At 37.2% G+C, this 15,289-nt stretch carries 16 protein-coding genes; 4 read left to right on the top strand and 12 right to left on the bottom strand.

From position 1 onward, the window contains the following. The first annotated feature begins 117 nt into the window (after positions 1-117). Both kynU and B5440_RS11130 read left to right on the top strand, forming a co-directional pair. Entirely contained in the window at positions 118-1,401 is a 1,284-nt protein-coding gene (kynU, locus tag B5440_RS11135) for a kynureninase (protein ID WP_070053690.1), read from the top strand. Between the two features lie 28 nt (positions 1,402-1,429). Next, positions 1,430-2,356 (top strand): serine hydrolase, encoded by a 927-nt coding sequence (locus tag B5440_RS11130; protein ID WP_070053689.1) that lies wholly within the window; start codon positions 1,430-1,432, stop codon positions 2,354-2,356. 112 nt (positions 2,357-2,468) lie between these two features. Here B5440_RS11130 and B5440_RS11125 read toward each other — a convergent pair whose 3' ends face one another. From B5440_RS11125 to B5440_RS11090, 9 genes are all read right to left on the bottom strand, one after another. Beyond that, a complete protein-coding gene (locus tag B5440_RS11125; protein ID WP_070053688.1) occupies positions 2,469-3,143 on the bottom strand; it encodes a hypothetical protein in 675 nt (224 codons plus the stop codon). Between the two features lie 36 nt (positions 3,144-3,179). After that, positions 3,180-3,938 carry an SDR family oxidoreductase gene (locus B5440_RS11120; RefSeq protein WP_070053687.1) on the bottom strand — a complete coding sequence of 253 codons (759 nt, stop codon included), beginning with the start codon at positions 3,936-3,938 and terminating at the stop codon, positions 3,180-3,182. 90 nt (positions 3,939-4,028) lie between these two features. Beyond that, a complete protein-coding gene (locus tag B5440_RS15490) occupies positions 4,029-4,184 on the bottom strand; it encodes a lmo0937 family membrane protein (protein ID WP_103294398.1) in 156 nt (51 codons plus the stop codon). A 208-nt stretch (positions 4,185-4,392) separates the two neighbouring features. Further along, positions 4,393-5,940, bottom strand: coding sequence for a cryptochrome/photolyase family protein (locus B5440_RS11115; RefSeq protein ID WP_070053686.1), 1,548 nt, complete (start codon positions 5,938-5,940; stop codon positions 4,393-4,395). Beyond that, entirely contained in the window at positions 5,925-7,220 is a 1,296-nt protein-coding gene (locus B5440_RS11110; RefSeq protein ID WP_070053685.1) for a DASH family cryptochrome, read from the bottom strand. Before B5440_RS11110 ends, B5440_RS11115 begins: the two co-directional genes overlap by 16 nt. Next, entirely contained in the window at positions 7,220-7,357 is a 138-nt protein-coding gene (locus tag B5440_RS11105) for a DUF2256 domain-containing protein (protein ID WP_079711124.1), read from the bottom strand. The genes B5440_RS11110 and B5440_RS11105 overlap by 1 nt, the downstream gene beginning before the upstream one ends. A gap of 3 nt (positions 7,358-7,360) precedes the next feature. Further along, positions 7,361-8,011 carry a flavin reductase family protein gene (locus B5440_RS11100; RefSeq protein ID WP_070053684.1) on the bottom strand — a complete coding sequence of 217 codons (651 nt, stop codon included), beginning with the start codon at positions 8,009-8,011 and terminating at the stop codon, positions 7,361-7,363. Between the two features lie 122 nt (positions 8,012-8,133). Next, on the bottom strand, positions 8,134-8,379 hold the full coding sequence (locus B5440_RS11095) for a hypothetical protein (RefSeq protein ID WP_070053683.1): 246 nt from the start codon (positions 8,377-8,379) through the stop codon (positions 8,134-8,136). Between the two features lie 102 nt (positions 8,380-8,481). After that, positions 8,482-9,594: an alkene reductase gene (locus B5440_RS11090; protein ID WP_070053682.1), complete on the bottom strand. Its 1,113-nt coding sequence runs from the start codon at positions 9,592-9,594 to the stop codon at positions 8,482-8,484. Between the two features lie 188 nt (positions 9,595-9,782). On the opposite strand from B5440_RS11090, the gene B5440_RS11085 reads away from it, so the two are divergent. Then, positions 9,783-11,144 carry an FAD-dependent oxidoreductase gene (locus B5440_RS11085; RefSeq protein ID WP_070053706.1) on the top strand — a complete coding sequence of 454 codons (1,362 nt, stop codon included), beginning with the start codon at positions 9,783-9,785 and terminating at the stop codon, positions 11,142-11,144. On the opposite strand, the gene B5440_RS11080 is transcribed toward B5440_RS11085, so the two are convergent. From B5440_RS11080 to B5440_RS11070, 3 genes are all read right to left on the bottom strand, one after another. Beyond that, positions 11,136-12,623 (bottom strand): potassium/proton antiporter, encoded by a 1,488-nt coding sequence (locus B5440_RS11080; protein WP_070053681.1) that lies wholly within the window; start codon positions 12,621-12,623, stop codon positions 11,136-11,138. The genes B5440_RS11085 and B5440_RS11080 overlap by 9 nt on opposite strands. A 187-nt stretch (positions 12,624-12,810) precedes the next feature. Then, positions 12,811-13,473: a peptide-methionine (S)-S-oxide reductase MsrA gene (msrA, locus tag B5440_RS11075; protein ID WP_070053680.1), complete on the bottom strand. Its 663-nt coding sequence runs from the start codon at positions 13,471-13,473 to the stop codon at positions 12,811-12,813. A gap of 4 nt (positions 13,474-13,477) precedes the next feature. Continuing rightward, on the bottom strand, positions 13,478-14,080 hold the full coding sequence (locus B5440_RS11070; protein WP_070053679.1) for a hypothetical protein: 603 nt from the start codon (positions 14,078-14,080) through the stop codon (positions 13,478-13,480). A 466-nt stretch (positions 14,081-14,546) separates the two neighbouring features. Here B5440_RS11070 and B5440_RS11065 point away from each other — a divergent pair, with 466 nt between their 5' ends. After that, positions 14,547-15,188 (top strand): hypothetical protein, encoded by a 642-nt coding sequence (locus B5440_RS11065; RefSeq protein WP_070053678.1) that lies wholly within the window; start codon positions 14,547-14,549, stop codon positions 15,186-15,188. The last annotated feature ends 101 nt before the right edge of the window (positions 15,189-15,289 follow it).

The raw sequence follows: 15,289 nt of genomic DNA, 5'->3' as shown, positions 1-15,289 counted from the left end.
TGATTCCTCTTTTCCTGTAAAACCCGACTTTTAGAATAGGTTGAAACTATTTTTTAAATTGTATTTTTACTCGATAACTTAGATTTGAAATCTTCAGGATTAAAAATACAACCACACATGCAGTTTAAAAATACCCTAGATTTTGCCAAAGAACTCGATGCAGAAGACAAATTATCATCTTACCGAGATCAATTTATTTTTCCACAGCACGAGGGTGAGAATGTAATTTACTTCACCGGAAATTCACTTGGACTTCAACCAAAATCAGCTAAAAAATATGTAGACGAGATTATGACCGACTGGGCGAATCTCGCTGTAGAAGGTCATTTCTATGCCGAAAAACCCTGGTGGGATTACCACGAGCGTTTTTCAGCAAAACTGGCAAAAGTAGTAGGCGCCAAACCTGCCGAGGTTACCGTAATGAATACACTCACGGTAAATTTGCATTTATTGATGGTGTCCTTTTATAGACCAAAAGGGAAGCGCTATAAGATTATTTGTGAAGAAAAAGCTTTTCCCAGCGACCAGTATATGATTTCCAGTCAGGTTCGTTTTCACGGTTACGATCCGGAGGGCGCGATCGTGGAAATTAAAAGACACGAAGGAGAAAATAATTTTAGAACTGAAGATATTCTTGCGAAAATAAAAGAAGTAGGCGAGGAGTGCGCTTTGGTGCTCATTGGGGGTGTGAATTATTATACCGGGCAGGTGCTGGAGATGGAAACAATTACCAAAGCAGGACATGAAATAGGCGCTTTTGTAGGCTGGGACCTTGCGCACGCCGCGGGAAATATTGAATTAAATCTAAGTGAATGGAACGTAGATTTTGCTGCCTGGTGTAGCTATAAATATATGAATAGCGGTCCCGGGAATGCCTCCGGATGTTTTATAAATGAAAAATATCATAACCAAAAAGATATTCCTCGCTTTGAAGGCTGGTGGGGCCATAGCAAAGAACGAAGGTTTTTAATGGAACCCGAATTCCAGCCGGAAAACGGTGCCGACGCCTGGCAAATTTCTAATGCTCCCGTTCTGGCTCTTGCGCCTTATTTAGCTTCCCTGGAAATGTTTGAGGAAGTTGGGATGCCCGCTTTAATAGAAAAACGAAATAAAATTGTGGCTTACCTCGAATTCGTTTTACACGAAATTGATAAGGAAGTTGACAGTACTTTTGAAATTATTACTCCTGCAAAGCAGGAGGAACGTGGTACGCAACTTTCGGTGTTTTTGCACGGCGAAGGCAGAGAGTTATTCAATTATTTAATGAAAAATGGAGTGATCACCGATTGGCGGGAACCCAATGTAATTAGACTGGCTCCGGTTCCTTTTTATTGTTCATTTGAAGATATGTTCCAGTTCGGACAAATTCTTAAGAAGGGAATTTTAGAAAAATCGAAATAAAAATAAATGCTTACTTAATTTAAGATCAATGAAAAAGATAATTGCTCTTTGCTTGTGGATGGTTTCAGTAACAGGTTTTGCCCAAAATACTGAAAGGAATCTTGAACTTCAACAGAAATTGGAAGCGCTAATTGATGATTTTAAAGGTGATGTAGGTATTTATGTGAAAAACCTGGAAACCGACAAGGTAGTAGCTATAAATGCCGATACCATCTTCCCAACGGCAAGTATCGTGAAAGTGCCTATTCTGGTAAAGATTTTTGACAATATTGATAAGGGAGATTTAAACTACAATGATACGTTGGTTTATTCTACAGATCGTATTTACGGTGGTTCCGGGCTGATGCAGTTTTACCAAGACAGCACCAAAACCGATTTGAGAACGCTGGTTGCCCTTATGATTAGTTATAGTGATAATGTTACTTCTTTATGGAACCAGGAACTGGCCGGAGGCGGAGAAGCTATTAATGAATTAATGGCTGAACTTGGCCTGGAATACACCCGCGTAAATTCCAGAACTGATGGCCGGGAAAAGGATTGGGAGAAATACGGTTGGGGACAAACCACTCCACGTGAAATGGCTTCAATTTTAGTTGAAATACGAAATCGTGATTTAATTAGTCCTGCAGCCAGTGATGAAATGTACAGGTTGCTAGGGAACTCGTTTTATCAGGATTATGCTTTATCACAAATACCGCCTTATGTGCAGGCTGCTGCTAAACAGGGAATGGTAAATAAATCCAGGTCTGAGCTTTTTATGGTAAATGCACCTTCCGGTGATTATGTATGTTATTTAGCTACAAAGAACAATGAAGATGAATCCTGGGAAGATGGCAATGAAGCCTGGGAGTTGCAAAGAAAAATTTCAGCCTTGCTTTGGAATTACTTTGAACCAAATTCTGATTGGAAACCTGCCGAAGGAGCTAAAGAAATTCTCACCGGTTTAAAATATTAGTAACTTCAGAAGATGTTTAAGCGATTGCTTATAGATCTTATCGAGAATCAAAAAGCCACGAATTCGTCAAAGATTGAATTCGTGGCTTCTTGATTTTTTAGAAACTTTAAAATTATTTCACCTTTATGTCAGTAAAGAACAATTCAAAACTTCCGTCAGGAGATTTATGGGTTTTAGAGATTTTTAAACCCTGGATATCTTCAAAATCTTGCCAGGTAGTAGGCATTTCTCTTTTTCCATCAGCAGATTTATAAATCCATTCTTCCAAAAGAAGATCATCTTTATAATAAACCACATAGGTGTCACCGGGAGTATAACCGCCTTCACCTTTATAGGAAACTTCTAAGTAGTTCATTTCTTCCTTGCTAATTGGAGCAATTCCGGTTTTTTCTTCCGAAATGTTTGCATCACTCCAAACCATTTGGAAAGGGAATAAAAGCCAATAAGAATCATTAATAAATTTTTGGTCTATTTCCTTATCTTCTTCAGAAATGCTATCGGTTTTAGTATAGGTTTGACTAATATCACCTTCGGTAAGCCTAATTTCATCGGTTTGTGGTTTCCAGGTCCAGGCTCGGCTGGTTCTTAAAGAATCCTGAACCTTAACATTAAAGGTAAATTGAATTTCTTGAACATCGTCAAAATTATTTAATCCGTGAGCCACGGCAATTTGCTGCTGAATGCTTTTTTCGGGTTCAGCGGCAGTTTCCTGACCAATTTTAGTTTCCTTATTTTTACAGCTAAACATAGCGGCAAAAAGAAAAGTAAAAAGTATTAGTTTTTTCATAGTGATTGATTTCCTATAAAGATACAAAAACTGCTTTTAAAGAGCATTCACGCTCATTCCACCATCGGCTACAATATTTTGTCCGGTGATATAAGAGGATTTATCCATAGCCAGGAAAGCGATTATGGATGCCATTTCACTGGCTTCGGCCACGCGATTTAATGGCGTTCTTTTAATAATGGGATCCATCCTTTCATTTTCACTTAAAAGTCCCTTAGTTAGCGGTGTAACGGTAAACCAGGGCGAAACCGCGTTCACCCGAATACCATCTTTAGCCCACTCTACGGCAAGACTTCTGGTTTGTTGAAGTAATCCGGCCTTAGACATTGCATAAGGTGTGCCCGTACCAACATCTTGTAGCGCTGCAGAAGACGCCACATTCACGATCTTTGCATTGCCGCTTTTTTGAAGTAGTGAATGAAGTTTTCGGCTTAATTGAAAAGGAGCATTAAGATTTATTTCCATTACTTTTCTAAATTCTTCATCGCTATAATCGTTGGCCTTTTTGCGAATATTGATTCCTGCGTTATTCACCAGGATATCCAGTTTGCTCCAGTGCTTTTCAATATAATCAAAAACCTTTTGCCTGTCTTCAGCGATAGTTACATCGGCGACCAGGCCATGTACCTTTTTGCCCTCTTTTTGCAAGTCCTCTAGCAAAAGATCTATATCCTTTTGAGTTCTGGAAGTAAACAAAACTTCGGCTCCCAGCTCCAGAAATTCTAGTACCGCGGCTTTTCCAATTCCTTTGGTACCGCCGGTTACTAACGCATATTTATTGTTAAGATTCCACATAATTTTTTGTTTAAGATCGAAGATAAGATTTTGCAAATAAAAAACCCTTTGAGAATTTCAAAGGGTTTAATGATTCGATTAAATTAATAATTACAGACGGCGTCCGGTTAATAATTTATACAAAATTAGGATTACGGCTACTACAATTAGAATGTGGATAATGCTTCCCAGATCTGGAAATGCAAAATAGCCAACAAGCCATCCTATTACTAGTAATACTACGATAAGCCAAATTAAATCTCTCATATTGGTTGGTTTTGTGTAGCTAAGCTACTTTGGTTAATTGTTTATACAAGTTAATAAATAAATTCTCATTTTTAAAGAAGTGAGAAGCATAATAATTTGATTTTTAGACTTCTACTATTTGCTAAGTAAATTTGATTCTTAGTTCTAAACGAATTTATAGAATAACTGAGTTGGAGTAATAGCTTTTAACTAGTGTTTAACTCGAATGTTAAAAATTTTCAGGATTCTGAATTATTGCATTTGCTCGTTCTTTTATTCTAAATAATTCATCCTCAGACTTTTTATCCAGCATATTGAGCATCATGGCCATTCTGCGATTGTCTTTAAAAAATTCGCGTTTATCATCTAAAAAATTCCAGTATAAACTATTGAAAGGGCAGGAGTTCTCACCGGTTTTTTTCTTTACATCGTACTCGCATCCTTTACAATAATTGCTCATTTTATTAATATAGGAACCGCTGGAAACATAAGGTTTGGTGGCAACAATACCGCCATCGGCAAACTGGCTCATTCCGCGCGTATTGGTTATTTCAACCCATTCAATCGCATCTATATAAATTCCAAGATACCAGGCGTCAACTTCATTTGGATGGGTTTGGGTGAGTAGCGCGTAATTACCGGTTATCATTAAACGCTGAATGTGATGTGCGTAGGCATTGTCCAGGCTTTGCTGAATACTATGCTTGAGGCAATTCATTTTTGTATTAGCAGTCCAGTAAAATTCCGGTAATTTATTCTGATTATCCAACTTATTGCTTTTTCCATAACCCGGCATTTCTTTCCAGTATATTCCACGCATATATTCTCGCCAACCCAAAATTTGACGTACAAAACCTTCTACCTGGGAAATGTCTATTTCATCTTTATTTTCCCGCCAATAACCAATTACCGAATCTATGACTTCTTTAGGATGTAGCATCTTGCTGTTTAAAGCGAACGAGAGTCGGGAATGAAATAGGTAGGCCTGTTTAGTATGTAAAGCATCCTGGAAATCTCCAAAATGAACCAACAGGTTTTTAGAAAAATAATTTAAAACCGAAAGCGAATCTTCCCGGCTGGTTGGCCAGTTGAATTTTTCGGCATCAAGGCTTCCAAAAGTTTTAATGCCTGCTTTCCCTACTTCCTGGAGCAATGCGGAAACATCTTTTCTAAATCCACGTTCGTGTGGAATTTCGGGCTTGCCGTTCCATTTTTTGCGGTTAGATTTATCAAAATTCCATTTCCCACCTTCCGGATCTTTAGAGTTTACCATTAAAACATCATATTTTTTACGCATATCGCGGTAAAAATATTCCATGGTCATTTCCTTTTTCCCTTTGTAAAAATTGGTAAGATCTTCCCTGGAGGTAAGAAAATGCTCGGTGTCGTATGCTTCGGTTTCAATAGTTAATTCACTACAGAAATCTTTTAATTGAACATCAAGCCGGTATTCATCGGGCAACTGATATTCAAATTTTTCAATTCTATATTCTGAAATTACCTGCTTTAGGTTTTCGGGTAAAGTTTGTTTGTTCTTTTTATCGTTGATCTTAAGGTAAATAACTTCGTGCTCCCGTTCCTTTAAATATTCAGCAAACTCTCGCATTGCACTAAAGAATCCAATTACCTTTTGAATATGGTGCTTTACATAGTCGGTTTCCTGCCGCATTTCCATAAAAACGTAATGCAGGTTTTCCTGTTCTTCCTTAAACCAACTGTGTTGATGATTAAGCTGGTCGCCCAGGAGCAACCTTAGCGTTTTTAATCTTTCAGCCATAATTCCTGAAATTTTTGATCTGGATCATAACGTTCGGCCTGGCGTTTTATATTAAACTTCCTATCGCGAGGGTCATTACCAACGCCGCTGTTATACATCCAGTTTCCCCAATTACTGTGTATATCATAATCTATAAGCAAACTTTCAAAATAAGCTGCGCCAATACGCCAATCCTGTTTTAATTCTTTGGCCCAGTAACTGGCAACATTTTGCCTGCCGCGATTGCTCATAAATCCTGTGGCGGCTATTTCTTTCATATTTGCGTTTACAAAAGGCTCTTTAGTTTCTCCAGTTATCCAATTTTCCCTGGCCTTTTCATCTTTATTCCATTCCAGGTCTTTTTCGAGAATTCCGCCAATTTTAAAGATTTTATTGCCGTGTTTAAGAGAGATGAATTTAAAATAATCTCGCCAAATTAGTTCGAAAATTAGCCAATAGGTATCCTGATTTTTGGTGATCTCTTTTTCAAATTTTTTAACTTCCCAATAAACCTGTTTAGCCGAAATACTGCCATTAGCAAGCCACGCCGAAAGTTTAGAGCTGTAAGCTTCACCAATTAACCCGTTTCGGGTTTGCTTGTATTTTGCAAGGTTTTTTGTTTCCCAGAAGTATTGTTGAATTCTCTTCTTCGCCTGATTTTCTCCGCCTTTAAAGGGAAAAGCGGTTCTTGAATCCTGCGCAAATTCTTCAAATCCTAAATCTTTTAGGTTAGGAATTTCAGTATTGTTTTTTAGATCAAAATTTTCGGTGTTTAGCGGCTGAGGTGTTAAAGAGCATTTTCTGACAGAAACCTTTGCTTCACACTTTTTTCTGAATTCTGTAAATACTTTCGGAACTTCATTAAAATTAGAGTAAGGAATATCTTCAGGGTGAAATAAGAATTGATCGTAAAAAGCTTTAAACTGAATAGCTTCCGAAACTTCTTCTTTTACTTTAGTGATTATTTTTTGCTCTTCGCTGGTCCATTCTTTTTGAAGATAAACATTGGAAATATTATATTCCTGAAGAAATTGGGGGAGGTAATGTTCAGTTTTTTCCTGATAAATGAATAATGGAATATTTAAGGAGACAAGATTTTCTTTTAGTTCGGTAATCGTTTCTATTAAGAATTTAGCCCGAAATTTTCCTGTCTTTTTAAATCCGAATTCAGTGAACTCAAATTGTTTGGGATCAAAAAAGTAAATGGCCATAACCTGATCATTTTCTTTGCAGGCTTCGGCTAAAGCTGAATTATCTTTGATGCGCAAATTATTCTGAAACCAAATTAATCCTGTGCTCATTACTTATTTCTTCTGCATTTTTCACTACAATAAACTACTTCTTCCCAATTTTTCTCCCATTTCTTTCGCCACTTAAAGGGCTTTTGGCAGACAGGACATATTTTCTCTGGCAAATCAGATTTCTTTACCGTTTTCATCAATTAATCATCTTTCTTAAAAAAAGATTTAATTTCCTGGCCCGGCCTGGCATAATGAAAGCGATCTAAAAGATTAGGGAGCGCATAACCATCTAATCCGTTTATAGCTACAGTTTCTGCATCATCCAGTCGTAACCAACCATCTGGTGCTTGTATGCTTTCATCAAAATAAATGTGTTCTATGGCACCAATTACCATAACTGTATCATTTTCTTTGATGTAATATTCATTTACGAATTTGCAACCTAGTTTTACGTTAGATTGCTTAACGTAAGGCGCAAAAAAATTGTCGAGGTATTCTTCTTCCAGGCCGGTTTTTTGAAACTCAGAAATTTCTTCATCATACTTTGCAGCGGTTTGGTGCGCACTTTCAATCATATCTTTTTGAATATGATTTACCGTAAAATATTGATTTTCCTTAATATTTTTATAGGTGTTTCTGGGTACTTCTTTGGTTGGGCGGGTAATAAAACCAAGCAAAGCCGGGTTGCTCCCAAGATGGGTAACCGAACTGAATACGGCAACATTCACTCCGTTTTCCTTAGATTTTGTTGCGATTAAATTGGCAGATTTATAACCGGTAACGCTATTAATAAGGTTTAAACGAAATAATTTTTCCATTCCGGTAATTTCTTCTGAAGTAATGTGTTCCATATACTTAAAATAAAAAAGGTGACTAAAACTTAAAAATGTCTTGGCGAAAATTATTTTCTACCAACAAATTTAAGTTTTAGTCACCTTAAGGTTTTAATGATTAGCTTTTCTTTATAAATTGATTAGCCCTGGTTTTCCAGTTTATTGATTCTCATTTCGTATTCTTCCATTGCTTCACGAACTGCATCTACATTATCTGAAGATTTTTGGTGGGCAGCATTCATTGCTTTTTCTAATTCTTTGTCGGGGTGTTGGAACAGATCGGTGATTACATGATTAATTTTATCAATAATACTTTCCTGGCTGTTTTTAATGTCTTCCAGTTTATTTAAAGTAGACCTCATCTGTTCAATTTTCGACTCATCCATATCTTAAGTTTTATAGGTTGAATATTAAATTTACTTTTTTCTGGTTAGACGTTTCCCGCAATTAACCTGCTTTTAAGGACTTTTAATCTAAAATTATGAATTTTAGGCTTCAGATTTTTCAGCGTTATATTTTGGATAATCTGTATAGCCTTTAGGGCCAGGCGTGTAAAACGTATTTTCATCCCACTGGGCTATTGGCGCATTTTTCGCAAAACGCTCCGGCAGATCTGGATTAGAAATAAAGAGTTTTGCAAAAGAAACCATATCGGCATTCCCCTCATTAATAATCTTATTTCCGGATTCCTGATCAAACCCGGCATTAATTATTAGTTTCCCCTTATAAATAGGGCGGTAGTGTTTGGCAATATTTGGTTCCAGGTAATCTATGTTGCTTACATCGGTAAAAGGTTCAGATAAGTGCAAATAGGCAAGATCGTAGGCGTTCAATTTTTCAATTATATAATCAAAGGTGGGAATTGTTTCTTCGGTAGCGGTAATGCCAAAAGCACCATTTAATGAAGGGTTCATCCTTACTCCAATCCTGTTTTCGGGCCATACTTCACTTAAAGCTTCAAGAACCTCAAAAAAGAAACGTGCCCGGTTTTGAATATTTCCGCCGTAATCATCGGTCCTAATATTTGCATTTTCATTAAAAAACTGGTGTATAAGATATCCGTTAGATGAATGTATTTCAACACCGTCAAAATCTGCATTTTTAGCATTTTCGGCAGCGTGCTTAAAATCCAGAACTGTTTGTTTAATATCGGCAATACTCATAGCCTGGGGTTCTACGGTATCTTCAAAACCATCTGGCGTGTAGGCCTGGGTATTTGGGTTTACCGCGCTTGGCGCTAAAGGTTTTTCGCCATCGTGAAACTTAGGATGGGAAATTCTACCGCAGTGCCAAAGCTGCAAGAATATTTTGCCGTCATTTTCGTGAACCGACTGGGTAACCTTTTTCCATCCTTTTACCTGGGCCTCGGTGTAAATCCCCGGCGTGTTTATATATCCTTCGGCGGCTTTAGAAATTTGTGAACCTTCGGTAATTATTAATCCGGCGCTTGCTCGTTGCGTATAATATTCCGTGTGTAGATCAGTAGGTTCCTTTTCTTTATTATCGGCACGATTACGCGTCATAGGCGCCATAATTACCCGGTTTTTTAATTCCAGGTCGCCAATGCTAATCGATTTTAGTAAAGCTTGATCTTGATCCATAATTTCTTTGTTTTAAAATTAAATTTAAGACAAGCATAGCGTAAGTGCTGTTAATTAAATGGTAAATAGAATTTGCTTAAGCCTCTCCCGGCTGCCTAAAGTCAGTAGAAATAAGTATTTTCGTAGCCTAAATCGTATTTTCTGAAAGCTATTATACTTATTTCAGGAAAATGCACAGTAGGCACTTTATGCAAACACCAAAAAAAATCGCCATTGTTGGCTCAGGATTGGTTGGGTCTTTACTCGCTATTTACCTTAGAAAAGCCGGGCACGAGGTTGAGGTTTTTGATCGAAGAAAGGACGTTAGAAAAGTTGAGTTTTCCGGGCGTTCAATAAATCTTGCTATGTCTAATCGCGGCTGGAAGTCATTAAGGGCTGTGGGCATTGAAGATGAAATAAAAAAACTGGCACTTCCTTTAGATAAGAGGGCGATGCACGTAAACGATAAACCGCTTTATTATCAGAAATACGGAAAAGAAGAGGAAGCAATTTTCTCAATTTCCCGTGGTGTTTTAAACCGAAAAATGATCACCCTGGCTGAAGAAGCCGGTGCTAAGTTTAGGTTTGAAGAGAAGGTTTGGGATATAGATATGGCTGAAGCTAAATTGTATTCCGGAGAAAGCGAAAAAGGGAAGTGGAAAGAATATCAGTTTGACTTGATTTTTGGAGCCGATGGTGCCTTCTCCAGGGTTAGGCATAAAATGCAAAGACAGAGCAGGTTTAATTACTCGCAGCATTTTATAAACGTAGGCTATAAAGAACTAAACATCGCACCCAATGAAGATGGTAGCCATAAAATGGATAATGCCTCTTTTCACATTTGGCCTCGCGGGGAATTCATGCTTATTGCCATGCCTAATTTAGATGGCAGTTTTACCTGTACTTTGTTTATGCCTTTTGAAGGTGAAAACTCTTTTGAAAGTATAAAAACCGAGAAAGACGCCGATTTATTTTTCGAAAAACACTTTCCGGATATAAGCCACGAGATTGAAAACCTGAAGCGTGATTTCTTTAAAAATCCTACCAGTAGTATGGTGACCATTAAATGTTTTCCGTGGTCTTATTGGGAAAAAGTGACTTTGGTTGGAGATTCAGCGCACGCTATTGTACCATTTTACGGGCAGGGAATGAACGCCGGTTTTGAAGATATTTTGGTTTTAAATCAGAAGATGAAAGAACACGGAGATGACTGGGAACGTATTTTTGAAGAATATCAAAAATCCAGAAAACCCAATACCGATGCTATCGCCGAACTAAGCTATCGAAATTTCGTAGAAATGAGCAGCAAAACTGCAGATCCCGATTTTTTACTGCGGAAGAAAATTGAAAACTGGTTCTCTAACAAACATCCTAATACCTGGGTGCCTCTGTACTCTAGAGTAACTTTTTCTGATAAACCTTATGCCGAAGCTTTGGCCATTGGAGATTATCAGCGAAAAATTATGGATCACATAATGGAAATTCCTGGAATTGAAAAGAAATGGGACTCTTCTGAAGTTGAAAATAAGATCCTTAAATTACTGAATAATAAACCGGCTTTTTCAGTCTAAATTTTCCTGAACTTCAGCTTGAATATTCAGGGAGTCATAAACACTTACCATTGTTTGCTGGTCTTCGGTTAACACTACCAGCATATCGTTGGCTTCCACTACCGTATTTCCGTTAGGTGTAATAAATTGATCGTCCCTTGAGATCATTGCGATAATAGCTCTTTTAGGGAACTTTAGATCTACTATTCTTTTTCCTACAGAGTGATTGTGTTCGGGAATGTTTATTTCTCTTAAAAATGATTTAGCATCATCGGCCATAAAAGCATCTACCGGGGATTTCTGTTTTGCCTTCATGGGTAAAGCTACGTGCAACCATCTCGCCACAACAGATAAAGTAGTGCCCTGAATTAATACTGAAGTTAGCGATACAAAAAACACAATATTGAAGATCATATCTGCTTTTTCAATTCCTGCAAGCAGAGGATAGGTTGCAAATACAATAGGAACTGCACCGCGCAATCCAACCCACGAAATATACCAACGCCGGCGCATCTTCATTTTAAAGAAAATCAAGCTCAGGAATACACCCAGAGGTCGTGCAACGAAAATAAGGAAAACCGAGATGAAAATTCCCACACCAATCACCGGAACAATATGCGATGGGTAAACCAATAATCCTAAAGTAAGGAAAAGTACAATTTGCATTAGCCAGGCAAGTCCATCAAACATTCGCATAATGGTCTTTTTGTGGATAATGTTATGGTTACCCAGGTAAACTCCGCTTAAGTAAACCGCTAAAAATCCATTCCCGCCAAGATTATCGGTTGCAGAAAACACAATGAACATTAAGGCAATGGCCAATACCGGATATAAACCTTCAAAATCGAGTTTTATCTTATTAATTACAATTCGGCTTAATTTACCGAAGATAAACCCGAGTGCTGCGCCAATGAGAATTTGCTGCAAAAACAATGGAATAATACTGTAGATACTTTGATCCTGATTCACTACCAGGCCTAAAAATGCAATGGTAAGAAAATAGGCCATCGGGTCGTTACTACCACTCTCCAACTCCAGGGTAGGCCTCAAATTAGATTTTAATGCGAGGTTCTTTGACCTTAAAATTGAAAATACCGCCGCAGCATCTGTAGAAGAGACAATGGCTCCTAGCAGTAAGCCTTCATAAATTGTAAAATCGGTAATAAACCATACAAAAGTACCTACACTTACCGCTGTAAATAAAACCCCAAGAATGGAAAGAGAAATCCCCTGCCACATTACCGGTTTTATTGTTTTCCAACTGGTATCGAGTCCACCGGAGAATAAGATGAAATTAAGAGAAACAATTCCTATAAATTGAGCAAGTTGCGGATCGTTAAAGTAAATACCACCAATACCCTCTGAGCCTGAAAGTATACCTACCGCGAGGAAAAGCACCAAAGTTGGTACCCCAAAACGATAGGAAGTTTTCCCTGCCAGAATGCTTATAAACAACAAAAGAGAGCCAATTAAGAGAATGTTTTCTATAGTAATGCTCATTGTAAGTTTTGTTGTACTCGCAAAGCGAGTTTTTTAATTGTATAATACTTGTAGCGAAATTTTTCAGGCTGGATTTCTGTAAGAATCTTAACCTGATTTTAGCCGTAAAAATACATATTCGGCCTTATTAAATAAAGCCGAACATTGCTAATAATAAATAATTTTTGAGAATAAAATCCGCTGACTTTTAGTGCGAATCTTCTTTAAGAATTTCAGGAAACTTTTCCTTGAAGCGATTTAATCTTGGAATAGAAACCTTTTGGATATAAGGGTTATTTGGATTGTTCTTTTCGTAATTCTGATGATAATCTTCAGCTACCCAAAATTTTTGGAAGGGTAAGATTTCAGCAGCAATGGGTTCTTCGTAATCCCTGGCTACTTCTGCTTTAACTTCGTTTATAACCTCTTTTTGCTCTTTATTTTGAAAGAATATAAGAGATCTATATTGAGAACCAATATCAGGCCCCTGGCCGTTTACTTGCGTAGGATTTTGTGAGCCAAAGTAAACTTCTACCAAAGTTTTAAAACTTACTACTTCTGGATCGTAAATAACTTCTACGGCTTCAGCGTGGCCGGTTCTTCCGGTATTACTGGATTCGTAAGTTGGGTTTTTAGTATGACCACCGGCATAGCCTGAAACAGCATCTTTTACGCCTTCTATGCTTTCATAAACAGCTTCTACACACCAAAAGCATCCACTGGCAAAATAAGCTCTTTCATAGCCGTTCTCGGCGGGAACTTCAACCGGCTCTGCATTCGCAATTTCTGGTTTGGTTACGGTTTTTTCCTGGGCATTATTTCCGCAGGAAATTAATAAGAATATAAACGTAGGTAAGAAAAATCGTTTCATTTAATTATTGTTTTTTATAAGTTCCTTCTAATGTTTTTTTGCCATAAATGGCATAATCTACTGCGAGCTCTCCATCTATTGAAAAACCTTTCCAGTCTAATACCATATTCCCGTTTTTGCCTGCGCTTAAAACTGCAATAGGCGTATTGGTGTCAAACTCTTTCCAGGGAAGATCTTCATTGGTGTTTTTATTTGATGGACTCGCGTAATACATATTTACATCATCTCCAGCTTGAGCATATCTTGCGTTAATGTATATTTCATTTTCTGAAAGGCAGAGCTCGGTGCTTTTGTTCATATCAAGTTCTAAACAGTAGCAATTGCAATTAGCATCACTTTCATCAATTTTTATATAAGTATTGCCTGAAATATTCGCTTCTGAAACTTCAGTATTATTTTCTGAATTACCATCAGTTGACTCACTGCCATTCTCATCACTTGTGCTAGAAATGCCTTCAGCATTAGATCTTTTAGGTTCAACTTCAGGAATGTTGTTGTTTACACTTTTTTCTGTTTTGGAATTAAGTTCTTCATTTTGATTGCTTTCTTCGTTCTTACAGGAAACCAAAATTAAAAATAGGCAAAACAGGCTTGCATAAAATTTCATAATTATAAGGCTTGGTTAGTAGGAATAAAGGTAGGCCTAAATTAAATTAAAACTGTGAAAAGCTTGTTAATCAATACTGCCTGTTGAAATTAGAAGTAAAATTGAGTAAAATCCAGGCTGTAATAATACTGATTGTTCAAACAAATATTAGTTGTGGAAGAAATGCTTAGGATTTAGCCAGCAGATTTAAAATTGGTTTTAAAATAAGTTTTTAATTTATTGGATGATTTTTATAAGAATTAACAAATTTTATTAGATTTACATAAGATTTAATTAGTTTAGGTCCAAATAGTTAATGAAATCAAATTGTAGAACTTCATATTAATAACTTTTATTGGTGATAAATGGGCTCACCCTCCAAAGTCGAAGATGTGAAAGTGAAAATCGACATAAAATAAGATAGTAACCGAAAGCAAACCTGCTTGTTTAAAAATCGAAATTTATATAACAAATCAACCAAATCGAAATGAAAAGATCAATACAATTACTTACAAGTATATTCCTATTAAGCATCATCCTTCAATCCTGCAGTTCAGATTCTGGAGAAACTTCTGTAGCCGCTTCAGAACTTGAACAGGAGCTGGCATTAGAAAACGATGGTGTTCTTAAAATTGCATCGGCCACCTACATTTTCAAAACGACCGGTGAAACGGCTAAATTTCTGGATAACCACAGGGATTTTAATTTTATCTTCCTAAATGAATTTTCATACGAGCTTCCGGAAGACAACAAACACACCATAGAAGGTCTAACCATAACTAATCCTGAAACAGGAGAATTTATGGTGTTTTCAGGCTTTGAAGAACTGAAAAGTGGATTCGTGGAGTTCGATGTAAAGTTAAGTACTGGCCAAACGCTTTCTTCAGTATTATATAAGCCGGGCAAGGCTAATGCATCATCAAACAAATGGCACGGAGATCCTATGTTAGAAGAGCCTTCTCCTGTAATTGGAGCTATGATTGAACTTTCTCAGCAAGCTGCCGTACAACAATGTAGAGCTGCATCTGAAGCTTGTTCTAATACAAATGGAGTCCCTACCGTTGCATTAACAAATGGAAAAGGATGGTTTACTTCCATTGAAGCCTGCGCAATAGAATGCCACGACTAATTTTTGACCAATAAATTTTATAAAATAGAGGAAGAGACTGTCGCAAGTGGTAGTCTCTTTTTTTATTTTCTGAAACCATACAAAAAGAAAAAACCGCCTAA

Source organism: Salegentibacter salarius (genome assembly GCF_900168265.1).
Classification (GTDB): Bacteria; Bacteroidota; Bacteroidia; order Flavobacteriales; family Flavobacteriaceae; genus Salegentibacter; species Salegentibacter salarius.
Note: the sequence above shows the minus strand (reverse complement) of the source record. Positions and strands in the feature narration are given on the sequence as shown.